The 24,467-nt window shown below is 53.0% G+C and carries 21 protein-coding genes and 1 pseudogene; 16 read left to right on the forward strand and 6 right to left on the reverse strand.

Translation table 11 applies throughout. The annotated features are described in order from the left end of the window. Positions 1–53 precede the first annotated feature (53 nt). Both LG52_RS06450 and LG52_RS06455 read left to right on the forward strand, forming a co-directional pair. A complete protein-coding gene (locus LG52_RS06450) occupies positions 54–1,271 on the forward strand; it encodes an ABC transporter substrate-binding protein (protein ID WP_044731328.1) in 1,218 nt (405 codons plus the stop codon). 493 nt (positions 1,272–1,764) lie between these two features. Next, positions 1,765–2,344: pseudogene (locus LG52_RS06455) on the forward strand (multidrug resistance efflux transporter family protein). Between the two features lie 87 nt (positions 2,345–2,431). Here LG52_RS06455 and LG52_RS06460 read toward each other — a convergent pair. Next, complete coding sequence (locus LG52_RS06460; protein WP_044731329.1) at positions 2,432–2,938, reverse strand: QueT transporter family protein; 507 nt, start codon at positions 2,936–2,938, stop codon at positions 2,432–2,434. A gap of 74 nt (positions 2,939–3,012) precedes the next feature. On the opposite strand from LG52_RS06460, the gene chrA reads away from it, so the two are divergent. From chrA to LG52_RS06500, 8 genes are all read left to right on the forward strand, one after another. Next, a complete protein-coding gene (gene chrA, locus LG52_RS06465) occupies positions 3,013–4,221 on the forward strand; it encodes a chromate efflux transporter (RefSeq protein WP_044731330.1) in 1,209 nt (402 codons plus the stop codon). Between the two features lie 172 nt (positions 4,222–4,393). Next, positions 4,394–4,828: a DMT family transporter gene (locus LG52_RS06470; protein ID WP_044731331.1), complete on the forward strand. Its 435-nt coding sequence runs from the start codon at positions 4,394–4,396 to the stop codon at positions 4,826–4,828. A gap of 84 nt (positions 4,829–4,912) precedes the next feature. Then, a complete protein-coding gene (locus tag LG52_RS06475) occupies positions 4,913–7,042 on the forward strand; it encodes a YhgE/Pip domain-containing protein (RefSeq protein ID WP_044731332.1) in 2,130 nt (709 codons plus the stop codon). Between the two features lie 356 nt (positions 7,043–7,398). After that, positions 7,399–8,478: a nitric oxide synthase oxygenase gene (locus LG52_RS06480; protein ID WP_044733129.1), complete on the forward strand. Its 1,080-nt coding sequence runs from the start codon at positions 7,399–7,401 to the stop codon at positions 8,476–8,478. Beyond that, positions 8,475–9,260 carry an ABC transporter ATP-binding protein gene (locus LG52_RS06485; RefSeq protein WP_044731333.1) on the forward strand — a complete coding sequence of 262 codons (786 nt, stop codon included), beginning with the start codon at positions 8,475–8,477 and terminating at the stop codon, positions 9,258–9,260. Before LG52_RS06480 ends, LG52_RS06485 begins: the two co-directional genes overlap by 4 nt. Before the next feature lie 512 nt (positions 9,261–9,772). Then, positions 9,773–10,525: an SDR family NAD(P)-dependent oxidoreductase gene (locus tag LG52_RS06490; protein WP_044731334.1), complete on the forward strand. Its 753-nt coding sequence runs from the start codon at positions 9,773–9,775 to the stop codon at positions 10,523–10,525. 80 nt (positions 10,526–10,605) lie between these two features. Continuing rightward, positions 10,606–11,376 carry an SDR family NAD(P)-dependent oxidoreductase gene (locus tag LG52_RS06495; protein WP_044731335.1) on the forward strand — a complete coding sequence of 257 codons (771 nt, stop codon included), beginning with the start codon at positions 10,606–10,608 and terminating at the stop codon, positions 11,374–11,376. 48 nt (positions 11,377–11,424) lie between these two features. Next, positions 11,425–12,204 carry an enoyl-CoA hydratase/isomerase family protein gene (locus LG52_RS06500; protein ID WP_044731336.1) on the forward strand — a complete coding sequence of 260 codons (780 nt, stop codon included), beginning with the start codon at positions 11,425–11,427 and terminating at the stop codon, positions 12,202–12,204. 159 nt (positions 12,205–12,363) lie between these two features. Here LG52_RS06500 and LG52_RS06505 read toward each other — a convergent pair whose 3' ends face one another. The 3 genes from LG52_RS06505 to LG52_RS06510 all read right to left on the reverse strand — a co-directional run bounded on the left by LG52_RS06505 (position 12,364) and on the right by LG52_RS06510 (position 15,596). Then, positions 12,364–13,191 carry a serine/threonine protein kinase gene (locus LG52_RS06505; protein WP_044731337.1) on the reverse strand — a complete coding sequence of 276 codons (828 nt, stop codon included), beginning with the start codon at positions 13,189–13,191 and terminating at the stop codon, positions 12,364–12,366. Then, positions 13,191–13,388, reverse strand: coding sequence for a hypothetical protein (locus LG52_RS18830; RefSeq protein WP_075261661.1), 198 nt, complete (start codon positions 13,386–13,388; stop codon positions 13,191–13,193). Before LG52_RS18830 ends, LG52_RS06505 begins: the two co-directional genes overlap by 1 nt. 117 nt (positions 13,389–13,505) lie before the next feature. Beyond that, positions 13,506–15,596: a DNA topoisomerase III gene (locus LG52_RS06510; RefSeq protein WP_044731338.1), complete on the reverse strand. Its 2,091-nt coding sequence runs from the start codon at positions 15,594–15,596 to the stop codon at positions 13,506–13,508. A gap of 219 nt (positions 15,597–15,815) precedes the next feature. On the opposite strand from LG52_RS06510, the gene LG52_RS06515 reads away from it, so the two are divergent. The 6 genes from LG52_RS06515 to LG52_RS06545 all read left to right on the forward strand — a co-directional run bounded on the left by LG52_RS06515 (position 15,816) and on the right by LG52_RS06545 (position 21,390). Beyond that, positions 15,816–17,189 carry a sensor histidine kinase gene (locus LG52_RS06515; RefSeq protein WP_044731339.1) on the forward strand — a complete coding sequence of 458 codons (1,374 nt, stop codon included), beginning with the start codon at positions 15,816–15,818 and terminating at the stop codon, positions 17,187–17,189. 2 nt (positions 17,190–17,191) lie between these two features. After that, entirely contained in the window at positions 17,192–17,872 is a 681-nt protein-coding gene (locus LG52_RS06520) for a response regulator transcription factor (RefSeq protein ID WP_044733130.1), read from the forward strand. A gap of 495 nt (positions 17,873–18,367) precedes the next feature. Then, a complete protein-coding gene (locus LG52_RS06530; RefSeq protein WP_044733131.1) occupies positions 18,368–18,937 on the forward strand; it encodes a YdhK family protein in 570 nt (189 codons plus the stop codon). Between the two features lie 201 nt (positions 18,938–19,138). Then, positions 19,139–19,351, forward strand: a complete 213-nt coding sequence (locus LG52_RS06535; protein ID WP_044731341.1) for a hypothetical protein — start codon at positions 19,139–19,141, stop codon at positions 19,349–19,351. Positions 19,352–19,472: 121 nt separating this feature from the next. Further along, the gene (locus LG52_RS06540; protein ID WP_044731342.1) at positions 19,473–19,955 is read left to right on the forward strand and encodes a PH domain-containing protein; all 483 of its coding nucleotides are present in this window, start codon (positions 19,473–19,475) and stop codon (positions 19,953–19,955) included. Then, entirely contained in the window at positions 19,945–21,390 is a 1,446-nt protein-coding gene (locus LG52_RS06545) for a PH domain-containing protein (RefSeq protein ID WP_044731343.1), read from the forward strand. Before LG52_RS06540 ends, LG52_RS06545 begins: the two co-directional genes overlap by 11 nt. Positions 21,391–21,427: 37 nt before the next feature. Here LG52_RS06545 and LG52_RS06550 read toward each other — a convergent pair whose 3' ends face one another. After that, positions 21,428–22,906 (reverse strand): cytosolic protein, encoded by a 1,479-nt coding sequence (locus tag LG52_RS06550; RefSeq protein WP_231584427.1) that lies wholly within the window; start codon positions 22,904–22,906, stop codon positions 21,428–21,430. A gap of 127 nt (positions 22,907–23,033) precedes the next feature. Beyond that, a complete protein-coding gene (locus tag LG52_RS06555; RefSeq protein WP_044731162.1) occupies positions 23,034–24,170 on the reverse strand; it encodes an IS110-like element ISGka2 family transposase in 1,137 nt (378 codons plus the stop codon). Positions 24,171–24,467 lie beyond the last annotated feature (297 nt).

The raw sequence follows: 24,467 nt of genomic DNA on the forward strand, positions 1-24,467 counted from the left end.
TTGTCTAAATATTTAGAACGATCAACTAACATCCAATAATAGGGGGGAGTAGAATGAAAAAAAGAAAATGGTCCATCGCCGTCATGATCGCGGCCATCATGATGTTTATGCTTGCCGCCTGCAACAGCTCAACGACCAACAACAATGCGGGCAGCGGAAACAACCATAATGGAGGTGGAGGCGGCGGTGAAGCGGGTACGGTCAACATCGGCTACAGCGGCCCGTTAAGCGGCCCGGCTGCTTACTACGGCCAACGGACGTTAAACGGCTTGAAAATGGCGGCGGAGGAAATCAACAATAGCGGCGGCTTTGAAGTCAAAGGAAAGAAATACAAAATTAATATCGTTTCCCTTGATGATAAATATTTGCCAAACGAAACGGCGGCGAACGCCAAACGCCTTGTGCAAGAACATCATACACCGATCATTTTCACTCCGCACAGCGGCGGTGTCATGGCGCTGCAAGTGTTCAATCAAACAGACAATTTCATCATCGCGGCGTACACAAGCGAGCCGAAGATTACGCAAACGGGCAACAAGCTGACGGTGCGCATTCCGCCGCGCTATGACGGCTACATCCCGACTTTTACCGATTATGCCATGAAGCGTTTCGGCAAGAAACTGGCTGCTTTGCCGACGGCGACGCAATACGGGAAAGACTGGACGGAAAAGCTGTTGCCGTATTGGGAAAAACAAGGCGGAAAAGTCGTCTACAAATCATCGATTGACTTTACGAAAGACACCGACTTCTTTACGATCGTGACGAATGCCTTGAAAGAAAAGCCGGATGTGTTGTTTATCGGAGGAGCTTCGGAACCGACGGCGAAAGTGGCGAAACAAGCGCGCGAGCTTGGATTTAAAGGCGGCTTCATTATTATGGACCAAGCGAAGCTCGATGAGATGAAACGAGTAACCGGCTCTTATGACATGCTTGAAGGCTCAATCGGCGTCATGCCGCTTATCGAATCGGACGAACCGGCTGTTCCGGATTTTGTGAAAAACTACCGGGCGAAATTCAATGAAGATCCGGGTTCGGAAGCCGCTTACAACTATTTGGCGCTTTACGCTTTCGTCGAAGCGATGAAAGCCGCCGGCACGGTCGACGATCCGCAAGCCATCCGTGAACATATGAACGACGGCTTGAAAAACATTCCGGAAGAAAAGAAAGTGTATAACGTTCCAAGCATAGGGGAGGATGGCGGCTTTGAATCGGAAATCGTCGTTGCCGCGGTGGAAAATGGAAAAATTGTGCCGATTGAGTTAAAACAATAATAAACCATGCAACTGACTGATAAGCATAGAGAGGCTGTCTGAAAAGGTCATCATACGACTTTTTTCAGACAACCTTTTCCATTTTTTGTTATGATATTTTCCGATCTGTTATGGACAATGTGGGTACACCTTTTAAGAATTCCTATTTGACAAGTAAGAATTTAAAGAAAACAGAGGTGACGGAAAGAAGAATGGATGCGGTGATGATAGGATTGCCGCCTGGCGGAACTGTTTCGGGGCGGTAAATTCTTATTGTGTATATATTATCATAAAAAAATATGTTCTAAATAATCAATATAACAAATAGAAAAATTTCCAATAATGCGATACAATAAAACTGCTCTACATCACTGGGAGAGGAGACAAAAAGATGCGCGAAATGGCCATCGGCCTTGCCGCCTCGTTCGTTTTTGCCGTCATGTTTATCTTGAACCGATCCATGGAATTAGCTGGAGGCAGCTGGTTGTGTAGTTCCTCGCTTCGCTTTTTCTTTATGGTGCCGCTGTTGTTGGCCATCGTTCTTTTCCGCCGCAACCTCAGCCCGGTTTGGCGCGACATGAAGCGCCTTCCGTGGATATGGATCCTTTGGGGGACGATCGGTTTCGGCTTGTTTTACGCGCCGCTCACGTACGCGGCCGCCTACGAGACGGGGGCTTGTGGCTGGAACGTGGCAGTTTACGATCGTAGCTGGCGTCCTGCTTAGTCCTTTGTTTACAGAGCGCGTGGAAACGGAGTATGGCGCAATGCTCGTGCGCCGTCCGATTGAAAGGTGGGCTCTTTTCATTTCCTTTATCATTCTACTTGGCGTTCTGCTGATCCAGTTTCAACAAGCAAGCCGTTTGACATGGCGAGAAACCGCGTTTGGTGTGTTTCCGGTGATTGTCACTGCTTTTGCTTATCCGCTGGGCAATCGGAAAATGATTGAACATTGCGCCGGACAGCTTGACGCGTTTCAACGCGCATTTGGCATGACAATCCCGTGGGTCTTATCGTATGGGGCGGAGGGGTTGCTGTCAGTCTCGTCATCCTTCACTTTCGCCCCAATATTCATCCCAAGTTGCGGTCTATGCTAACAACCATGTCGTCGGCCTCGTTGCTCGCCGCCGTCTGTTCATTGATCATCGAGTGGGCGGTGCGCTCGATGCCGTAGGAACATGGGGTCAGTCGTTACGGCCGTCAGCGGCCCGGAAGGCTTCTGGAGCGATCCGACGTCCGACGGCATACATGATCGGCGCGCCGATTGCCATGACGACAAACTCGCCGATGGCCGTCGTCAGCCATGTGAGCCAAAACGGGAAGCCGAGCGCCAGTTTTAGCTCGAGGGCGATGATGGCCATGGTTACGGTAAATGACAACGTATTGACCGCCATGCGCACCCAAACGTTTTTCAAGCGCCGCATGGAAAAGATCGTGATCAGCAGCGCCAGCACCGACTGGCCGACGCCAAATACGAGATCATACGCGGCGATCGGCGAGAAAAACCAGTTGGCGAAAAACACGCCAAGCACAATGCCAATGGCATATGTTTTGCGGAACACGACCAAGTGATTCAATATTTCTGACACGCGAAACTGAATGTTCGTAAAGCCAAACGGCTGAATAAGCATCGTCACGGCGATATATACAGCGGCAATCAAACCATTTGCTGCTATGGTCCGAATGTTCATAACGTCCTCTCCTCGCATTGATGATAATATGATTGTAGCACGACAAACGAATGAACGAAAGGAAGTGAATCTCGTTGACCTTGACGGATCAACAAGCAACAAGCAGGCGGCGATCGGTTTGGGAAGTCGGAAAAACAGCGCTTCTCCTCGGCCTAACGTCATTTGGCGGTCCGGTCGCCCATCTCGGCTATTTTTACGAAGAGTACGTCAAACGAAAAAAATGGATTGACGAGAAAACGTATGCCGATTTGGTCGCCTTATGCCAATTCCTCCCTGGTCCAGCGAGCAGCCAAGTCGGCATTGGGATCGGATTCATGCGCGCCGGCGTTTGGGGGGCGTTGGCAGCTTGGCTTGGTTTTACGCTGCCGTCAGCGGTCGCCCTCAGCCTCGTTGCTGTTTGGCTGCAACCCAATTCTTGGGGTGACGCCGGCTGGATGCACGGCTTGCTGTTGGCGGCCGTGGCGGTCGTGGCGCAAGCCGTATGGGAGATGGCGCGCAAATTCGCCTATGGCCGCCTCGAGGCAACGGTCGTCATCATAGCGGCGGCGGTTGTACTTCTTGTTCCGGGCGCGTGGAGACAAGTAGCCGTCATCGCCGCAGCGGGGGGCATTGGCGCTGTTGGATGGCGAAAAAACGTTGCACCTTCTTCGTCTTCAGCAGGCATCCCGCCTTCCATTCGTCGTTCCACCGGTTTGACGCTGCTTTCATTGTTTGCCGTGTTGCTTGTTGCGCTGCCGCTCATTCGCACTTGGATCCATTCACCGCTTTTGGCGCTGTTTGACAGCTTTTACCGCGCTGGGGCGCTCGTGTTTGGCGGCGGTCATGTCGTACTGCCGCTCTTGGAGGCGGAAGTGGTGCCGCAAGGGTGGGTCAACGCCAATCAGTTTTTAGCCGGCTACAGCGCCGCCCAAGCCGTCCCTGGGCCGCTGTTTACGTTTGCCGCGTATATTGGAATGGCGGCGTTGGGCTGGAAGGGAGCGCTAGTGGCTACCACAGCCATTTTTCTTCCATCCTTTTTGCTCGTTCTTGGCGCGTTTCCGTTTTGGCACTGGCTTCGCCGCCATCCGCGCTTCCAAGCGGCGCTTGCCGGCATTAACGCCGCTGTGGTTGGGATTTTGCTTGCGGCGCTGTACGATCCGATTTGGACGAAAGCCGTGAAAGGACCGGCTGATCTAGCGTTTGTCCTCGGCGCCTTCCTTCTCCTTGCCGTTTGGAAGTGGCCGGCCTGGGCGGTTGTTCTCGTTTCGTTCGCCGGGGGGCTTTGGCATTCTTTTGTTCAATGAATCCGATGGCCGACTACGGCAGAAAAGCTAGGAATAGAGCCTTCTCATCTGGTTTTTATTGGTTAATCAACATGCCTGGGTTTTTCGACTGCTATAGCCAATATTTTGACAAGTTTTTTTTGAACTGAATCATGATCAAGAGGAATGTTGGCGCCTTAGGGGGGAATGGGACGTGAAATGGTTATGGATGCTGCTGGCCTTGGCTGCCGGAATGGCTGTTTCCGTACAGGCCGGAGTCAACGGCGGCCTGGGCAAGCGGATCGGTGTGTTTGAAGGAGCGTTCGTTTCGTTTTTGATCGGGACGGTTGTCCTCTTTTTAATGCAATTGTTTTTGGGCAAAGGAGAATTGCTTGCCATGTTTTCCGTGCCGAAATGGCAGTTGATAGGAGGTATTCTCGGAGCTTTTTACGTTTTTGTCATGGTGCTCATCGTCCCGAAAATCGGTGTTGCCAATTCATTGATGGCGGTGATTGCTGGTCAGCTTGTCATGAGTTCAATTGTTGACCATTTTGGCTTGTTCGGCGGACAGCGTATTCCATTTGACATGATGCGCCTAGCCGCCCTGGGCTTTCTATTTTTGGCGCTTTGGCTCTTTTTTCGCAAATGAACAGGACTGACCGAGTTGGTTTAGTTTTCCGTGATCCGCTCATACTAACAACAGCATGATCGACTTGAAAGGAAGCGGATCAAAGTGAAACAGGCATGGCGCATTTATGTGAACGATTTGAAACATCTCACGACCAACTGGGCCGCAGCCATATTGGCTCTCGGTCTGATCGTTCTTCCATCGCTTTACGCTTGGATCAATGTAGAGGCTTCGATTGACCCTTATGCCCATACAGATGATTTACCGATTGGGGTGGTGAACGAAGACCGCGGGGCGGAGTTGGCTGGGCGTTCGTTTCAGGCCGGTGACGAGATTGTGAGAGCGTTGCAACACAACCATCGGTTGGGCTGGCGATTTGTTTCGAAAGAAAAGGGAATAACAGGTGTGCGAAAAGGGGACTACTTCGCCACCATCGTCATCCCAGCAGATTTTTCGGCCCGATTGGCTACTGTCGTTCAAGATCGTCCGAAAAGGGCGACCATTTACTACTATGAAAACGACAAACGAAACGCCATCGCTCCCAAAATCACGGAGCGCGGAGCAAGTACGTTGTCAGCTCAAGTCAGCGATGAGTTTGTGAGGGTGGTCAATACCGCGTTGTTTTCCTTGTTCCACCAAGCGGGAGTGACGCTCGAACAGCAGCTTCCCACCATTCGCCGCGTTGAGGCGTTCGTGTTTCGTCTAGAAAACGAATTGCCAACGATTCAACGACAATTGGAAGCCCTAGATCGCGATGTAGGAGAGGCAAGATCGTTGGTTCGTACAGGCCGCGAGCTTCTGCCGGCTGCCAAAACAACGGTGCGGCGTGGTTTAGAATGGACAGGCCGCGTTGAGAAGTTGTTCATGCAAGTCAATGCTTCATCGCACTTATGGGAAAAGCCGGTGGAAATGGCGGTTCATGCGCTCCATTCCTTTCCCTTCTCCTTTGCAGGGCAGACGCCAGAGTCTCTTGATACACCGGAAAAGCAAGCGCGTTGGGCGACTCTCATCCAACAAGCTGCAACAGACGCGAGCCCATTGGTTCAGCAATTGCGCCGAACATTGAGAACATGGGAGGGGACGATTGATTCCTCTTCGCTTCAACCTGTGCAGCGCACAGTCAGCCGTATCGAGCAGACGCTAGCGTCTATTCAAGAAACAGCGGCGCTAGTGAAACAACATCCAACAGGCGTCGAAGAGAAGATCACTCACCTGCGTGAACAAATGGCCTTATTGGACGCGCAGGCGCAGCAACTTGATCAAGCATATCGCCAACGGTTGTTGCCTCTGTTGCGTGCGAAATGGAATCAAACGGGGAAACAGGTACGCCAAGCGAAACAAACGCTTCTTCGCATGGATCAAGCGTTAAATGAGGTAGAGCAATGGTTGTCAAACACAGATCATGATTTAGCGGCTGCGCAACAAGCGCTAAAGACTGCACAAGCTCAATATCCATTTCTTTCCCGCCAGGTTCGCGAGCTGGCCGCCTTCCTATCGAAAATCAAAAGAGAAACCAACATCGATGAACTGATACGCTTGTTGAAACAAGATCCACAGGCGAAAGGTGCATTTTTGGCCCACCCGGTTGACGTGCAAACGTTCCGCCTTTTCCCGTTGCCGAACTATGGTTCGGGCATGAATCCATTTTACACGGTGCTGGCCATATGGGTAGGATGTTTGTTGCTTGTTTCCGTTTTGTCGACGGATCCTTCTTCGTTTTCGGAAGCGAATGAGCGGGAAAGATATGCCGGACGGCTGTTGACCTTTTGGACGCTGAATGCTTTGCAGGCGGTGGTCGTGACAGCTGGAGCGGCTTTCATCTTGCCGAATATTTTCGTCCGTGAGCCGGGATGGTTCATGACGTTCAGCCTTTTGTGCGGCTTTGTCTTTATGGCGGTGGTTTTTTCGCTTGTTTCCTTGTTCGGCAATGTGGGAAAAGCGATGGCGATTGTGTTGCTCGTCTTGCAAATTGCCGGAGCGGGAGGAACGTATCCCGTTGAGCTGATTCCCCCGTTCTTTCAGCAATTAAACCCTTGGCTGCCGTTTACCTATGCCATTGATGTCATGCGCGAGGCGGTCGGCGGGATCGTATGGGAAAATGTTGAGCATGATGTCAAGCGGCTTCTCTTGTTTGCCGTTGCCGCCCTTTTGGCCGGACTTTTGTTGAAAGGCCCACTAAACCCATGGATGCGCGCGCTGAAAGAGAAAGCCGCCCAAAGCGGGTTGTTTCATTGAAACATTTTCTCTATTTTCTTTTGGAAGCATCTGCTACAATAGGGACGAGAGCATTGCTTCATTCGCCATCGCCCCGTCGAATACGCCGTTTTCATACAAGGAAAGAGCGTTTTCTCACGGGGAAGAAAGGGAGAGAATCATGTCGATCCGTCGATTGCTTGGTTTTGCGCTCATTTTTTTGGCGATTTCGATGTTTATCGAGCAAATGTGGTGGGTCGGGGGCATTTGTTTCTTGATTGGAATTGGAATGACTGCGAAGAGTCCAATCGATCGAAAGTGGAGGAAAAGAAGCATATATGGTAAACATCGAGAGTGATATGAATCAAACAAGGGTCAGACAGCATGATGCGCAGTTGATGAAAAAAGCAGAACAGTTTATCACGGTCAGCTATCGGGAGCTTGGAAAAAGTGAGCAAGAAATGAAGCGGCGGTTGAACGAAATCCGTTTGAAAGTAGAACAAACTGGTACATATGTTCATACGTACGAAGAGTTAAACTATGGGGCTAAGATGGCTTGGCGTCATAGCAACCGTTGCATCGGCCGCTTGTTTTGGCGATCGCTCCATGTCATTGATGCGAGAGAGGCGGTTACCGAAGACGAGGTTTTTTCTTATCTGTTCCATCATATTGAGTTTGCGACCAATGGCGGGAAAATCCGGCCGACGATCACGATCTTCCGTCCAAACGGGGAAGTGCGCATTTGGAATCATCAACTGATTCGCTATGCAGGTTATGAAACCGAAGAAGGGATCATCGGCGACTCATCCTCCCTCACTTTCACCCGTGCCTGTGAACAGCTTGGGTGGAAAGGGGAAAAAACGCCATTTGACGTGTTGCCATTGGTGATCCAGGTAGGCGGCCGGAAGCCTGTTTGGACGTCGATCCCCAAAGAATTGGTGCTTGAGGTGCCGATTGAACATCCGGAGTTTCCGTGGTTTCGCGATTTGCAGTTAAAATGGTACGCGGTCCCGATCATTTCGGATATGTGCCTCGAAATCGGCGGGATTCGTTACATGGCGGCGCCGTTTAATGGGTGGTACATGGGAACTGAGATCGGAGCCCGCAATTTTGCTGATGATGATCGCTACAACATGCTTCCGAAAGTGGCCTCTTGCATGGGGCTTGACACCAACTCCAACGCATCATTATGGAAAGACAAAGCGCTGGTCGAATTGAATATCGCTGTTTTGTATTCCTACAAAAAGGCGGGCGTCAGCATCGTTGACCATCATACCGCCGCGCGCCAGTTTCAGCTGTTTGAACAGCAAGAGAAAGCGGCCGGCCGCCATGTCACCGGCGATTGGACATGGCTGATTCCGCCTCTTTCTCCGGCGACAACGCACATTTTTCATCGATCATATGACAATACGACCGTGTTGCCAAACTTTTTCTATCAAGATCGTCCATATGAATGTGAAAGGGGAGAGAAACAATGACCGTCATCATCCGTATGTGCGATGTGTCATGGGTGAGGGGCGGGCGGACCATTTTGCATGATATGAACTGGGAGGTGAAAGAAGGTGAGCAATGGGCGATTCTTGGCCTAAACGGCTCCGGGAAAACATCGCTTCTCAATATCGTCACCGGCTATCAATATCCGACGCGCGGGGATGTTGAAGTATTGGGCTATCGGTTTGGACAGGCAAGCCTGCCAGAGTTGCGACGGCATATCGGATTTGTGAGCAGCTCGCTCCTTGATCAGTTTCATGATACGCTGCAGGCAGAAACAGTTGAAGATATCATCATCAGCGGCAAGTTTGCCACCATCGGCTTGTATGATGCCGTCACCGATGACGATCGAGCGGAAGCGGAATCGTTCATGGAGGCGTTCCGTTTGCAGGCGGTTAAAGGAAAACAGTACGCGACGCTGTCTCAAGGAGAAAAGCGAAAAACGTTGATCGCCCGAGCGCTGATGGCCCATCCGAAGCTGCTCATTTTGGACGAGCCGACGGTCGGCCTTGACTTATTGGCCCGCGAAGAAATCTTATCACTGATCGGACAGATCGTCACTCAGCCGTGCCATCTCTTATACGTCACCCATTATATTGAAGAAATCGTCGACTCGATCACCCATGTCTTGCTTTTGCAAGACGGGCGCATCGTGGCGGCTGGCCGAAAAGAGGATGTGTTGACCGATGAGCGACTCTCAGAAGCGTTTCGCCTTCCGATCCGCATTCATTGGGAACACGGCCGGCCATGGGTGTCCGTCGGTCGATAGGACGGCCGGTGACAGCCGGCTCTAGACCAACTGCCTCAATATACCGTACATCCGAGAAGGTCGACCTCTATTTTCTGTTAAACCGCATTGGTTCAGCCGAACTCTTCTTGGGGAAGGGTGGCGGCCGACGGTGCGGATGCTCATGTCGGCCACATCTCCGGAAACTGGATAGGCAACGGCTCCCCCCTCCGTTTGGGTGCTATATACGGATATGTGAAGCCCTGTCGGCTGTTGTACTCATCGACGGATGAACGAGAAGCCAAAACCGCGGCTCCTCTTTTTTCCCATAACGGCATGGTGTTCATTGAAGGAAGGAGACGCGTCAGGAGGGGAAGCGGGCTCGATTGCCGTTGGCTTCGTCTTTGTTTGAAAGTGCAGGCTTTTCCGATTAAGGTATAAAAATGTTTAAAATATTCTAAATGTGATGTATAATAAAAGAAAAAACATACTAACCGGTTGGTATATCATCTGTTGAAAACGGATTCAGAAGTAGATCGAAAGGTGGGAAGATCATGAGGCTAAACGGAAAAGCGGCGATTGTCACCGGCGGCGCGAGCGGCATCGGCCGGGCGACGGCGATTCGCTTTGCGGAAGAAGGCGCAAAAGTGGCCGTGAGTGACATCAATGAGGAGGGAGGGGAAGAAACGGTCCGCCTGATCCGGCAAAAAGGAGGCGAGGCGATTTTTGTCAGGGCGGACGTAGCCGATTCCAAGCAAGTGAGCCGCCTTGTCCAAACAACGGTCGATGCCTTCGGCGGTTTACATATTCTCTTCAACAATGCCGGCATCGGCCATTCAGAAGTGCGGAGCACCGACTTGTCGGAGGAAGAATGGGATCGGGTCATCGATGTCAATTTAAAGAGCGTGTTTTTAGGCATTAAATATGCCGTGCCGGCCATGAAAGAATCCGGCGGCGGGGCGATTGTTAATACGTCAAGTTTGCTTGGAATCAAAGGGAAAAAATACGAATCCGCCTACAACGCCTCGAAGGCCGGGGTTATTTTGTTAACGAAAAACGCCGCACTCGAGTACGGCAAATTCAACATTCGCGTCAACGCCGTCGCTCCAGGAGTCATTGATACGAACATCATTACGCCGTGGAAACAAGATGCGCGCAAATGGCCGATCATCTCGAAAGCGAACGCCCTCGGCCGCATCGGAACGCCGGAGGAAGTGGCAAACGCGGTGTTGTTTTTGGCGTCCGATGAGGCGTCGTTTATCACCGGCGCGACGTTGTCGGTCGATGGCGGCGGACTGACATTTTAGCGATTCGGAGTTCGAAAAAAGAAGGGCAGCCACGAAGAACGGCGAGGTTGCCCACACGGAAATGAGGGGAGAGGAAAACGATGCGTTTTTTGAATACCGTGGCGGTTGTCACAGGAGGAGGCAGCGGCATCGGCAAGGCGACGGCCCTCCGTTTGGCTAAGGAAGGCGCCACCGTCGTGCTTGTCGGCCGTACAGCAGCGAAACTGGAGGAGGCTGCAGAAGAAATCGCACGTCTCGGGACGCCGGGGGGCGCTGACCGGTTTGCGGCGGATGTCACCGACCGCGAACACGTGAAGGCGTTGGCGGAATATGTTCAAAAGCGGTACGGCGACTTGCATGTGCTTGTCAATAACGCAGGCATCTCCACCCATGCGAGATGGCTTGAGCTGACGGAGCAAGAGTGGGATGACATCCAGCGCATCAACATCAAAAGCGTCTTTCTTGTGTCGCAGGCGCTCGCCCCGCTGATGATGGAAGGAGCGAAACGCGCACGGGTCAATCGGGCCATCGTCAATGTCGCGTCCCTGTCCGGCCATCAGGCCGGGGCGGAAATTCCGCACTACAGCGCGGCGAAAGCTGGGGTCATCAACTTGACCAAATCGCTCGCTTTGGAGCTGGCGCCATATGGCATTCGCGTCAATTCCGTCTCGCCCGGCTTTGTCGAGACGCCGCTCACCGAGCGCGGCCTGCAAAACGAGCGGTTTGTGAAAGCCATCGAGCGCAACACCGCCTTAGGCCGGGTCGGGGCGCCGGAGGAAATTGCGAACGTCATTGCCTTTCTTGCCTCTAACGAAGCGTCGTACATGACCGGTTCCGATGTGCTTGTCGATGGCGGTTGGCTGATCAAATGAAGATTTGCGTCGAATTCCATCCAAACACTAAAGGAAAGGGAGAGGAACATGGAAGCGCATCATTTGCTTGTGGAACAATCCGGCCCGATATTATGGTTGACGTTGAACCGTCCGGAGCGGCTCAATGCCTTCAGCCCGGAGATGATTGCCGGACTGACGCGTGAAATCGAACGCGCCGCAGCGGATGATGCCGTTCGCGTCATCGTCTTGTCCGGCGCCGGCCGGGCGTTTTGCGCCGGCGGCGATGTGAAAACGATGGGGCAAGCCAATGGCCCGCAGGCGTATGACCATATCGGCCGCCTCAATCGTCTCATTTTAATGATGAGATCATGCGAAAAGCCGATCATTGCCGCGGTGCACGGGGTGGCGGCCGGGGCGGGGTTCAATTTGGCGCTGGCTTGCGATTTGATTCTTGCCGCAGAGGACAGCCAATTCATTTTAAGCTTCGCGAAAGTCGGTCTTGTCTCCGATGGCGGCGGGTCGTATTGGCTGCCGCGGCTTGTCGGCCCGCATTTGGCGAAACGGTTTTTCTTCACCGCCGAGCCGATTCCGGCTCGCCGTTTGTACGAGTTAGGCGTCTTAAGCGAAGTCGTTCCAGCCGAGAGGCTGCGCGAAGCTGTGGAAACGCTCGCTTTGCAGTTGGCTAGCGGTCCGACGAAAGCGATCGGCAAACAAAAGCGGCTGATCGAGCACGCGTTGACCGCCACACTGGAAGAGATTCTCGAGGAAGAGCGGCTCATTCAAGGATTGATGGTGGAAACAGAGGATCATCGCGAAGGGGTGGCGGCGTTCAAAGAAAAACGGAAACCGTTGTTTCTAGGAAAGTAAGCTGCTTCCAACCAGAGCGAATGTTTGTTTTAGGAAGGCTGCCGCCTCGACTTGCATGAAAATGGAATCAGCCCCTCTTCCTGCCCATATAGACGGGCGGCGAGGGGCTTTCGGTTCGATGCAACGGTTTTCCTTGATTCGAAGAGGTCCTATGTTCTGTTAGAGTGCCTCGGCTTGGGCCGCGTTGTGTTCGGCCAGCAGCTGATCCACGTCGCCGAGCAACTCGTCGACGTTGTCGTACGGCGGGTCCAGCTGCAGCATTTTCCGCAATATCGTGCGAGCGCCCACAGATACATCCAGCTCCTCTTCCCAGCTTTTTTCCTCGTCGCTCGTCGGTTCATAGGCGGAATACAATAGAAACAAGGTAAAGTGTCCGAGGGCATAGAAATCGCTTCGCGGATGCGGTTCGCGCCGCAGCCGCTTCTCCAGCGGGTCGTCATCGTGAAAATCCACCGGTTCGCCGATGCGGCATGCCAAGCCAAAGTCGATGATAAACACCGTCCCGTCGCGCCAGATGATGTTCGGGATGCGCAAATCGCGATGGACGATGCCGAAAGCATGGACGTGCCGGACGATCTCAAGCACATCCTTTAGCAACCGAAACGCCTCTTGCTCCGTGTACTTGGCTTCCTGCTTGAAAATCCGGTCTTCCACCGTTTCTCCATTGATATACTCCATTACAAGATACGGCTGTCCGCGCTCCACAAACAGATCATGCAGCATCGGAATTTGCGGGTGGCGCAGGCGAGCGAGCACGTCAGCTTCGCGCCGAAGCAAGCGGCGGCCGTCTTCTCCTTTTGTCCGCCGCGCTTGTTTGATGACGACAAGACGGCCTGTCAGGCGATCGCGCCCTTTGTAGGCGATGCCGTAGCTTCCCATCCCGAGCTCTTCGATGACTTCATAGCGGCCAGAAAGCACATCCCCGCTCCGGCGCGGGCGGTCGAGCCAGCGGGCGATGAGCGGATGGCGTTCAAACAAACGTTTCATCAGCTGCCGAAGAAGCTTGAGAAGAAACTGCCGCTATGATGTTTCTTTTTGTAGTGATGATGTCCGTACTGGGACGGGTGATGGTGCGAGTGATACCTCGGGCCGTAATGATGGTGGTCGCTGCTGCTGTAATGTTTATGGTAGTGCGACGAATGGTGGGAATGGCCCAAAAGTGCTTTTAGCCATTTTTTCAACATTGGGATCGCTCCTTTGCGTTAGATTTACCTATATATACGAGGCAATGAGAAGAAGGTTTCAGACTCCAAGATGAAAAGAGAACGCCAGGGAAATCTCCCCTGGCGCGGGCGGCCGCTTCATTCCTCGTTTTCGTTCAATGCCTGCTTGAGTAGCTCTCCTAAACTGACGCCAAACGATTCGTTCGACGGGCTGTATTTTTTGAGAAGCGCCCGTTCGCTTCCTCGGGCGGCTGCGCGTTTTGTCTCTTCCGCTTTTTCAACAATGTTGCACGGACGGCATTGGAAATAAAGTCCCGCTTTCCCTTCGTGCATTTCCATGCGCCGATGGCATTGCGGACAGCGGCGGTTCGACAGTTTCGGATCGCGCCGGCGGCGGTAGCGGCACGCTACGTTCGAGCAGACAAGCATCCGTCCGTCTTTCGTTTTCCGCTCTTTTAAAAGCGCGCCGCATTCTGGGCACGTGAGGTTCGTGAGGTTTGGCGCTTTGTATACCTGCTCGCTCTGCTTGATTTCGGCGACAAGCGCTTCGGTTTGCCGGCGAATGTTGGCCAAAAACTGTCGTGGATTTCCTTTTCCGCGGGCGATCGCCTCAAGTTCATGCTCCCAGCGGGCGGTCAATTCCGGCGACTTCAGCTCGTCATTGACGAGCTCAATCAGCTGCTTGCCTTTTTTCGTCGGATAAAACCGTCCGTCTTTTCGCTCGACCACTTCGGTTTCGACCAGCCGTTCGATGATGTCGGCTCTTGTCGCCGGTGTGCCGAGCCCGTATTTCTCCATTTGCGCGAGCAAATCGGCTTCCGAATAACGGGCGGGCGGCTCGGTGAACGATTGTTCCATCTCAAGCTGCACCGATGGGAGCGTCTGGCCGTCTGCGAGGTGCGACAAGGTCGGTTGGGCGTTCGCTTCCTCTTTGCCGAGAATGGCTTTAAACCCCATATTCACAACTGCCGTCTCCCGGGCGACAAACGTTTCGCCGCCGATGTCAAAAACAACCGTTGCCGTTTCGTATTCATACGGCGGGTAAAACAGCGCCAAAAAGCGGCGGGCGATCAGGTCATACAGTTTCCCTTCCTCAGCTGACAAGCGGCCAAGGTTGAGCCGCTCTTCGGTCGGAATGATGGCGTGATGGTCGGTTACGTTGGCGTCATTGAACACGCGCTTAGCCGCTTTCGCTTTTTTCGCGAGCAATGGCGCGATTTCTTCTTCATAGCCCGGTTTCATCCCGAGAAGCCGATCGGTCATCGTCGCTTTCATATCGCTTGGCAAATACCGCGAATCGGTGCGCGGGTAGGTGACGAGCTTGTGCTGTTCATACAGCCGCTGCAACAACGAGAGCGTCTTTTTCGCCGAAAAGCCAAACCGCTTGTTCGCGTCCCGCTGCAACTCGGTTAAATCGTACGGCAGCGGGGCGGGCTCGCTTTTTCGTTTCCGCTTGATGGACACGATGCGCGCGGATTGCCCTTCAAGGCGGGCGATCAGCTGCTTCGCTTCGTCTTGGTCAAACAGCCGATGACCGCTATGCCGCTCCCACACGGCCTCCATCGAGCCGATCTTGGCCCGAATCGTCCAATACGGAACGGGAACGAACGATTCGATCTCGCGTTCGCGCTCGATGATCATGGCGAGCGTCGGCGTCTGCACGCGTCCGGCCGAAAGAGGATCGTTGTATTTCGTCGTCAAGGCGCGCGTCACGTTCAGCCCGATCAGCCAGTCGGCTTCGGCGCGACAGACGGCAGATTGATATAGCCGCTCAAATTGGATCCCGGGCTTTAACTGGCGGAAGCCGTCGCGAATGGCCTTATCGGTTTGCGACGAAATCCATAGCCGCCAAATCGGCTTCGTCCAACCGATCATCTCTAAAATCCAGCGCGCCACAAGCTCCCCCTCGCGGCCCGCGTCGGTCGCGATGATGACGTCTTTCACATCCGGCCGTTTCGCCAACCGTTCAATGGCGCGAAACTGTCGGCTTGTTTGCCGGATGACTTTCAAGCCCATTCGTTTCGGGATGATCGGCAAGTCCTCCAGCCGCCATGTTTCGTATTTCCGGTCGTAGTCTTCCGGCATCTTCAACTCAACTAAATGGCCGAGCGCCCAGGTGACAATATACTGTTTCCCTTCAAAATACCGTTGATGTGATTGTCGGCAGCCGAGCACGCGGGCGATGTCGCGGGCGACGCTCGGCTTCTCCGCTAACACGAGCGATTTCATCGATAAACCCCTTTCTGTCGTCTCCACATGAGCACAGTCCGTTTACTAGTATAATGGAAGAACGCCAAAGACGCATCCCGTAGGCTCTCCCTCAAGATGGACGGCGGATTTCGATCAGCCGCCATGCCAGATTTGAGCTCCACATTTTCTGCACATTTTCCGGGTAAAATAGTAAAATTGGAGCGGAAACATGGCTTTGGTGGATAAGGAGAGGGATGTGTGCGAAAACTGTCTTGGAAACTCGGAATGCTGTTTTTTGCGTTTGTTTTGGCCATGGAAATGGCGCTGTTCGTTTCCCTCTACGCGACGCTCGTCCATGCGCGCATCGAGGAAGAATTCGCGCAGCTTCTGGCGCGGGGAAACAGCCATCGCAACGTCTTGGAGAAAAATAACGATCGAACGACATTGGCGCATGTCGTGATGATGGAGTCAGAGGCGGAAACCGATGTCGCCATCACTGACGCCCGGCGCCGGATTGTATCGGCGTCTGACGGCATTGTTCCATTTGCCAAGCGCATCATTCCTTTAACGGACGGCCGCCATATTCCCCGCCAGGGAATGATGGTTGAAACCGACTGGAAGCGGGCATCGCATATCGCCGCCGTCAGTCCGATTCAAATCAGGGGTGAAACGAGAGGATACGTGTATATGTTTCAAGACACCCGTTCGATCCGAACGATGGTGTATAAACTGAAGCATCATTTTATCGTCGTTGGCGTGCTGTCGGTGGCGGTCACCGTGTTGACGATCGCTTTTTTCTCCCGCGCCATCACGATGCCGCTCCTTCGCATGAAACGGGCGACCGAGGCGCTCAGCCAAGGCGACTTTTCCGTCCGCCTTAAGGTGAAAGGCAACGACGAGCTGGCGCAACTTGGGAGAGCGATTCAAACGCTGGCCAACGATTTGGCGTATTTGAAACAAGAGCGGAGCGAATTTTTAGCGAGCATCTCTCATGAATTGCGCACGCCGCTGACGTATGTCAAAGGATACGCCGACATCGCCAGACGTCCGCATCTGTCTGAGGAGCAACGGGCGAACTATATGGCGATCATTTACGAAGAAGCGGAAAAGATCGAAAAGATGGTCAAAGATTTGTTTGAATTAGCCAAACTGGAGCAACACTCGTTCCAGATTGAAAAGCAGCCGACTAATCTTTGTTCATTTTTGGCAAAATTGTGTGAAAAACTGCGCCCCGCGTTTCAGGAAAAGCAGCTATCGCTTGTGTGCCAGTGCCCCGGTTCGGTCATGGCCGCGATCGATCGGCAACGGTTCGAGCAAGTGATGATCAACGTGCTTGACAATGCACGAAAGTACGCGTTTTCCGGCACGACGGTGACCGTCGCCGTTCACCCGCAAAAGCAAGGAGTCGTCATGACCGTGTCCGATGAAGGAACCGGCATTCCGCCGGAAGATGTGCCCCGGATTTTCGAGCGGTTCTACCGGGTGGACAAATCGCGGTCGCGGACAAGCGGCGGAACCGGACTCGGTTTGGCGATTGCCAAAGAAATCGTCGAGGCGCACGGAGGAACGATCGCCGCTAGAAGCGAACAAGGAAAAGGAACGACCATCCTCATTACGCTGCCGGAGGGATGACGATGTATACCTTGCTGTTGGTGGATGATGAAGAGCGGATGCTTGATTTATTGGAATTGTATTTAGCGCCGAACGGCTACCGCTGCGTGAAACGGCGTTCGGGGGCGGAAGCCATTGACTATTTGCGGCGTCATCACGCCGATTTGGTGCTGCTCGATGTCATGATGCCAGAACTCGATGGATGGGAAACGTGCCACCGCATCCGTTCGTTTTCGAATGTGCCGATCATGATGGTCACCGCTCGCGATGAGACGGCGGATATTGTGCAAGGATTGAAAATCGGAGCGGATGATTATGTGACGAAACCGTTTGACGAGGCGGAACTGCTTGCTCGCATTGAAGCGGTGCTGCGCCGTGCAGCCGGCGGTCGTTCCGCCATTCGCGCGGCCGGGCTTGTATGGGACGAAGAGGAACATACGGTCCGCTACGAAGACAAGCCGATTGCGTTGACGCCGAAAGAATTTGCCATTTTGGGGCTGCTGTTAAAGCACCCGAATCAGGTGTTCAGCCGCGGGCAAATCATCGCATCGCTATGGGGCTATCTCGCTGATATGGAAGAGAGGACCGTTGACTCCCACATGAAAAACATCCGCGAAAAATTGCGTAAAGCGGGGTTTCCGGAGGACGAATATTTGCGGACGGTCTGGGGCATCGGCTACAAATGGAGCGGGCGCAAGCCATAGCCGAACCGGGTGCGGCGCTTCGGAAAGGGAGGCGTTCTCTCCCCGTCTTTGCGGCGGCCAGTTCGCTTGGCAAACTCCCAGCTTTATGGATGGAAGCGTATGCCGTCGATCAGGTGATCCGCGTCACGTGGCAGGGAAAACTCATTCTTACCGTCTTATCTGGCGCCATGTTTTTGTTCATCTGGCGGAAGATAAGGAAAAAGATTCCTGGATGAAACAGAGAAGTGGAAACGCAGCCCCTCGCTCAACCTTCTGTTTAAGGCGTTTGGGGAGATTCTGCATGTCTAAAAGCAGGAAAATCCGCGGCGGCCATCTGCACCTTCCTGCGCCCAGAGCTCATCGATTCGTCTTGCACCACAACCTGTGGCTTCGCAGATCCGGCAAACCTCGCCTTTCCATCACATGCACTGTTTCGATTTTTCGCATGGTCAAGGCCATCTCCATAAAATCTGCACAAATGACGGGTATGCTAACAAGGCAAGGAGGATGAAAACGATGAAAAGCTGGAAAATGTTGCTAGGCACAACTTCGGTAATGGCAGCGCTTTTGCTATCCGCTTGCACCGGCGCAGACAAGGACAACAAAGCGCCAAAGGAAAATACGGCTTCTCACACCGGGCATGAGGGAATGAACCACTCGGGTTCAGGAGAGGTGCCGGCCGGATTGAAGGAAGCGAAACAACCGAAGTATCCGGTTGGAAGCAAAGTCATCATCCATGCGGATCATATGCCGGGAATGGATGGAGCCAAGGCGACTGTCACCGGCGCGTTTGACACGACCGTCTATACGGTGACGTACACCCCGACGACCGGCGGCAACCCAGTGAAAAACCACAAATGGGTCATTCACGAAGAAATCGAAAACGCTGGGGACAAACCGTTTCAGCCGGGCGATGAAGTCGTCTTGAACGCCGATCATATGGAAGGGATGAAAGGGGCCAAAGCGGTCATCGATTCGGCGAAACAAACGACCGTGTATATGGTCGATTACATCGATACGGAAACCGGTAAAAAAGTGACAAACCACAAATGGGTGACGGAAGACGAGCTGTCGCCGGCCAACTAACGAATAGTCATCGGTGTTTAAGCAAAACGCGCAGCCATTTCCCTAGGAGCATAGGGGAATGGCTTGTTTTTTTCGGTTCATTTGTGAAAGTTGTGGTATAATTGTAGGCAAATTCCTTATTTTTTCGAAAATAGACACAGGCGGCTTCGCCTGTCGTCCCACGGATCGATTAGGGAAAAACAAGGAAGAAAGGGAGAAACGATGCGGCGATTTTGGTTGGGAGTCATGTGGTTTTCAGTGGTTTGGGTGCTTTACGGCATCGGAGCGGCAGGGTATCATGTATGGACGGCACATCGGATGGACGGACAGGCGTTGATCCTGGCGCTCGGCATGGCGATCATGGCCTGGCGCGCATGGGACGAATATCGCGGGAACGGTTGGACATGGAAAAAGGAAGACGGGCGCCATGAATGATGAAAAGACGCCTGCCTGCAGCGATCGCCCGAGCGAAAGGAGGCGGTTTGGTTACGCCGTTCGCCCGGGCGCTTTCGTTTCTTCATGTGTAACATGGAAAAAGGAAAAGGAGCGTTCGGTGATGCTTCACAACGGAGGAAGGACGATTTCTGAACAGGCGATATTGGTCTGGCGCTTGACCGGAGGGATTGGGGCTTTGGTGTCAGGGGCCATCATCGGGGGAATCGCGTTTCTCATTTGGCGTTTTGACGGGCCGGACTGGCTGATCAGCATCTTGGCCGCTGCATGGCTTGTCGAAGCGTTCGTGTGGGTCGTTTGGCTGCCGCCGTTTCGGCAGAAACGATGGCGGTATGCCATTCGCGAGGAGGAAATGGAGATTCAACGCGGCGTTTGGTCCACGACATGGACGTTGATTCCGATGAATCGCGTCCAGTACGTCGATGTGCGGCAGGGACCGCTTCTCAAACGGTACAGATTGGCTTCCATCGTGGTGTTCACAGCGGCGGCCGCTCATGAAATTCCTGCTCTTCCGATCGAAGAAGCCGAGGATCTTTGCCGCTTGATTGCCGAGTGGGCGAAGGTGGCGGATGAAGATGACGCATAGACGCCGCCTTCATCCCATTGCGATTCTCGCGGGAGTCGGAAAAGAGCTGAAAAACATGGTCGTTCCGCTCCTTGTGATCATGGCAGCTGGCAGCCGCAATGATTTTTCATGGCGCGATCTCATCGTGCCGCTTGTGGCTGTGGCCTATACGATTGTCATGGGGATTCTTTCGTGGATTCGCTTTACTTATGAATGGAACGAAGACAACTTACTTGTTGAAGAAGGAGTGTTTGTCCGAAAACGGCGTTCGATTCCGTTGGAGCGCATTCATGGGATTTCGGTGACAGAGGGAATATGGCAACGGATGGCGGGAGTTGTTCAAGTACATATTGAGGCGGCGGGCGATGCTCTCGGTGAAGCGGAAGTGACGCTTCGGGCCATATCAAGGGAAGAAGCCCTCCGCCTGCAACGATGTGTGGAACAGGCGAAACACAAGGTGGAAAACGCCGCCCGTTCAGAACCACCACTCGCGAACCGCCCACATCCTGCTCTGTTTACTTTATCGATGAAAGAAGTATGGGTGGCTTCGTTGACAAGCGGCGGGGCGCTTGGCGTGTTCGCCGCTTTATGTGCGTTTTTGTCGCAATTGAGCAACTTCATTCCGTATGAGGCGCTTATCCGCGATCTTCAGTCGACATGGAACGGACATGGACGATGGTATATTGCTCTATTCATCTTGTCGCTTCTTTTGGGCGCCTATGGAGTGGCCATCGTACAAAACATGATCCGGTACGCTTCGTTTGTCGTGCGGAAACAAGAAGATACGATTGTCATCACCCGCGGATGGCTGGAACGAAAGGCGGTGTCCGTCCCTGTTGCCCGCGTCCAAGGTGTCGTCATTCATGAGAATTGGCTGCGCCGTTTTTTCGGATACGCCTCTGTGTCCATTATTCATGCCGGTGGGAGGCTCGATGGCAGCGGGGCAGGGGATGTTGTTCTTTGCCCGCTCGTCGAAAAGAGAAGAGTCGCGTCGATCATTCAAACATGTTTGCCCGAGTACGATCTTGGCGTGCCCTTTTCTCCATTGCCCAAGCGCGCGAAACGCCGCTACATGCTTCGTCCGCTTGTTTGGCTCGTGATTCCCGCCATCTTGGCCGCGTATATGGAACGCCCATGGGGCATGGCCGCTTTGTTGGTGTTGCCGCTCGGGGCATGGATTGGCATCCGCCGCTTTCGCATCGCGGGTTGGGCGCTTTCATCGCGGCAGCTGGCGCTTCGAAGAGGGTGGTTTCGGCAAACGACGACGTATGTATTGAAGCGCTATGTTCAATCGCTCGAAGCATCGGCGACCTGGTGGCAAAAGCGAAAACGGCTGGCGACGATCTCCATTGCCGTCATGCCGCTTGGCACCCGCGCCCGCGTCGTCGATGTGGATGAGGAAGATGCGGCTTCAATCTATCGCTGGCTGCAAGGGGAAAAGGGGGACCAAACATGATGAAGGCCTTGAGGCGGGAACACTCCCGCCTCTTTGCCTATTGAGATGTTTTCATCTTTTTGAATAGAGACCATAATCCCCATTTTGACCGTTTCCCTTCTTCCATCAAAGAGTCTTCTGCATGAAGGATGGCGTCTTTTTGGATCAAAACGGAGGCGGAAGGAAGGGAGGACGCCACTTCATAGGTTTCGAAATCTGATTTCTGCCCGTCGGCCGAAATGCCGGATGCCGATGTTGGATCTTGTATCAGCGCCTCTTGGCCATCGAGGGGAACTAGGGTGTTTTGTTCCGCTTTGATTTTTCTGTTTGGATGATCTAGTTGCTCATTCTCGTTTTTGGACGGTTCCGCCGCTTTATGGATATTTTCGCTCCTCACTTCCTCTGCCTGTGTAGACAGTTTTTGTTCCGTATTCTGTCCCAGCTTTAAAGCGTCTGATCGTTCTTCTCGGTTTGGTGGATCGCTTTGAACGCTAATGTCCAATCGGTTGCCCTCATCCTCTGCAGGAGGGGATGGGAGCTGGGATGGATGGCGATGGTGGGAAGACGGATGTTCCATTCGGACGCGTTTGAGTGAGACCGATTTTTGCGAATATAAATGAGATAAGGGAACGTTGAAGGAATGCGTTTCTTTGCGTTTTACAGGCGAGACGATAATGGGTTGGTTCGCTTCGTCCATAAATTCTCTTAATTTCAAAAAACCTTTAGGGGATGACGGCGCCTTCCCTGATTGCGTACTTGTTGAAAAGGGGGTGGCTGATTGGGTGGGTGATGTTTCCGGTTCTTTCGATCTCTCATCAGAAGATGCGGTGAATCGCTGCATGAGCTCGGACAGCATCTCCTTCAATTCATTTGCATCGTGATGGGAATCATTCTGTGACTGGGTGAAATCAGCAATTTGGTTCGCGAGATGTTTCATTTCACTGACAAAACTCGTGACCTTTTCCATCATCAACTCCAGCTCCATTTGTTGGGTGAAAATATGTTTTTGCAGCGTCAAGGAGTCTTTTTGTCGTTCGATCTCGATTTTGAATAGTTTGTCTTGTATTTGTTGCATTTGCTTCGTAAAAACTCCTATGTCTTTTTCCAATGCTTCGATTTTCGGGATGTTGCTTAAATCGTTTTGCAGGTTGGAAACATCTTTGGAGATTTTATCCATTTGCCCCTTCATCGCATTGTAATCTTTTTCTAGTCGCTCTAGCCAAGATGCCCATGAATCGGTCGATTCGTTCATAAACGAAAGGGTCTCGTCTTGTTGAAACGCCTTCAGTGTCTCGTCTAAAGACTGGATGTGTGTTTGGTTGGCCTCAGCTTGTTCTTTCCAGTAGGCGCATTTTGTTTTCCATTGCTCCGTCTCCTGCCGCAGCCATTCTTTTTCTTCCTCCATCATTTTCAATGCTTCCGATAAGCGTTCCATCTCATTCATTTGCGCGGACAGCATCTCTTTATAACGGCGGCATTGTTCGATGAGTTCATCATGCTTCGCCTGGAGTTCATCCTTTTCCGTGAAAATCCCCACCACTTGGTGAGTGCGGTATACGCTCCTGATCCGTGCGGGTATACTGAAAATGGCCAAAAAAGGCAATAGGAAAGCAGAGGTGCCCGATTTTAGGCATCTCGTATAACCTGTCTGCCTTTTGGCTAGACTAAATAAGTTGTGGTTGGCGGAACGGCTCTTTGCGGGAGATCATGCAAAAGATGATCACCAACATCCGCCGAGCAATGGCGATGAGGGCTTTTTTCTTCCCGCACCGGGCCGCCAACGACCAAAACTTTCGGGACAAGGGATGCGTCTTAGATCGAGCTGCTGACCATGCCGCCTCGCATAACGCCGATCGGAGATGGGGATTGCCTTTTGTCGTGCGCGTGCTCTTTCGCTTTCCGGCGCTTTCATGGTTGCCGGGGGACAAACCCGTCCATGAAGCCGCCCGTTCCGGCGTTTCAAAGACGCTCATGTCGGTTCCCATCTCCGCGATGATGACGGCGGCGGTTTGTTTTTTCACTCCGGGCATGGTCATCAGCAATTCGACTTCCTCACGATACGGCTCGAGCAGGCGGTCGATGTGCTGGTCGACTTCTTCGATGAACCGCTCCAATTCCTCAACGTGTTTCCACAAGAGGCGAAGGAGACGGAGCTCGTGTTCGGTCAAGGTGCCCAGCAGCGAATCGTACACCGCTTGCTTTTTCTTTTTGAGCCTTCCGCGCAGGCATTGATCCAGCTCGTCCTTGTCCACGTATCCCTTCTCCAGCAGCCGGGCAAGGATGTCTTTTCCGGAAACGCCGAAGAGATCGGAGAGGACCGAGCCGAGTTTGACATTGGAAGACTCGAGCACTTTTTGAATCCGGTTTTTCTCCGAACTCAACTGTCCGACCCACTTTTTGCGGAGGCGGGTAAAATCCCGCAATTCGCGAATATCCGCGGGGGGGACGAAACTTTTTTCAACGAGTCCATGGCGGAGCAGCTTGGCGATCCACTCGGCGTCAGAGACATCGGTTTTTCTTCCCGGGACATTTTTGATCCGTTGCGGATTGGCCAGTGTCAAGTCGACATAGCCCTCGAGGAAGGCGAAGACCGGTTTCCAATACACGCCGGTGGATTCCATGGCGACATGGGTGACGCCATGTTCTTCGAGCCACTCCAGCAGGTCGCCAAGTCCCTTCGAGAACGTGGAGAAGGTTTGAATGTCCTTTTGAATGTGTCCATCTTCTTCCCATAGCGCACAGGCGACGATGGTTTCGGCATGAACATCCAATCCTGCGCAGCGAGGATAGATGACATCCATGATGAAAATCCTCCTGTTCGATGATCGAGTGCGCAAACAGCGAATCCACGGGAGAAATGCGGCAGTTTTCCGTTCGTCGTCACCTTTCCTCCGCATCGGGAAAGGGCGGACAATGGGTGGTGCACCCAGTGGATTCGAACGCTTTTCCGTACAGGGTCCAAGCCACCATTAAGTATAACGTCCTATTGAACTGTTTGCGCCTACTCTTCATTATGGGAAGAAAAGGGGGATTTTCATGCCCGGGTGGAGGGCAAAACGTTGCCCATGGAACTTTTCCGTGAAAATCCCCACCACTTG

The sequence above is a fragment of the Geobacillus kaustophilus genome (assembly GCF_000948285.1).
Lineage (GTDB): Bacteria > Bacillota > Bacilli > Bacillales > Anoxybacillaceae > Geobacillus > Geobacillus thermoleovorans_A.

Coding starts and splice junctions, on each gene's coding strand:
- LG52_RS06450 (WP_044731328.1), top strand. CDS start 54: ATGAAAAAAAGAAAATGGTCCATCGCCGTCATGATCGCGGCCATCATG.
- LG52_RS06460 (WP_044731329.1), bottom strand. CDS start 2,938: ATGAACATTCGGACCATAGCAGCAAATGGTTTGATTGCCGCTGTATAT.
- LG52_RS06480 (WP_044733129.1), top strand. CDS start 7,399: ATGAAAAAAGCAGAACAGTTTATCACGGTCAGCTATCGGGAGCTTGGA.
- LG52_RS06485 (WP_044731333.1), top strand. CDS start 8,475: ATGACCGTCATCATCCGTATGTGCGATGTGTCATGGGTGAGGGGCGGG.
- LG52_RS06490 (WP_044731334.1), top strand. CDS start 9,773: ATGAGGCTAAACGGAAAAGCGGCGATTGTCACCGGCGGCGCGAGCGGC.
- LG52_RS06495 (WP_044731335.1), top strand. CDS start 10,606: ATGCGTTTTTTGAATACCGTGGCGGTTGTCACAGGAGGAGGCAGCGGC.
- LG52_RS06500 (WP_044731336.1), top strand. CDS start 11,425: ATGGAAGCGCATCATTTGCTTGTGGAACAATCCGGCCCGATATTATGG.
- LG52_RS06505 (WP_044731337.1), bottom strand. CDS start 13,191: ATGAAACGTTTGTTTGAACGCCATCCGCTCATCGCCCGCTGGCTCGAC.
- LG52_RS18830 (WP_075261661.1), bottom strand. CDS start 13,388: ATGTTGAAAAAATGGCTAAAAGCACTTTTGGGCCATTCCCACCATTCG.
- LG52_RS06510 (WP_044731338.1), bottom strand. CDS start 15,596: ATGAAATCGCTCGTGTTAGCGGAGAAGCCGAGCGTCGCCCGCGACATC.
- LG52_RS06520 (WP_044733130.1), top strand. CDS start 17,192: ATGTATACCTTGCTGTTGGTGGATGATGAAGAGCGGATGCTTGATTTA.
- LG52_RS06530 (WP_044733131.1), top strand. CDS start 18,368: ATGAAAAGCTGGAAAATGTTGCTAGGCACAACTTCGGTAATGGCAGCG.
- LG52_RS06535 (WP_044731341.1), top strand. CDS start 19,139: ATGCGGCGATTTTGGTTGGGAGTCATGTGGTTTTCAGTGGTTTGGGTG.
- LG52_RS06540 (WP_044731342.1), top strand. CDS start 19,473: ATGCTTCACAACGGAGGAAGGACGATTTCTGAACAGGCGATATTGGTC.
- LG52_RS06545 (WP_044731343.1), top strand. CDS start 19,945: ATGACGCATAGACGCCGCCTTCATCCCATTGCGATTCTCGCGGGAGTC.
- LG52_RS06555 (WP_044731162.1), bottom strand. CDS start 24,170: ATGGATGTCATCTATCCTCGCTGCGCAGGATTGGATGTTCATGCCGAA.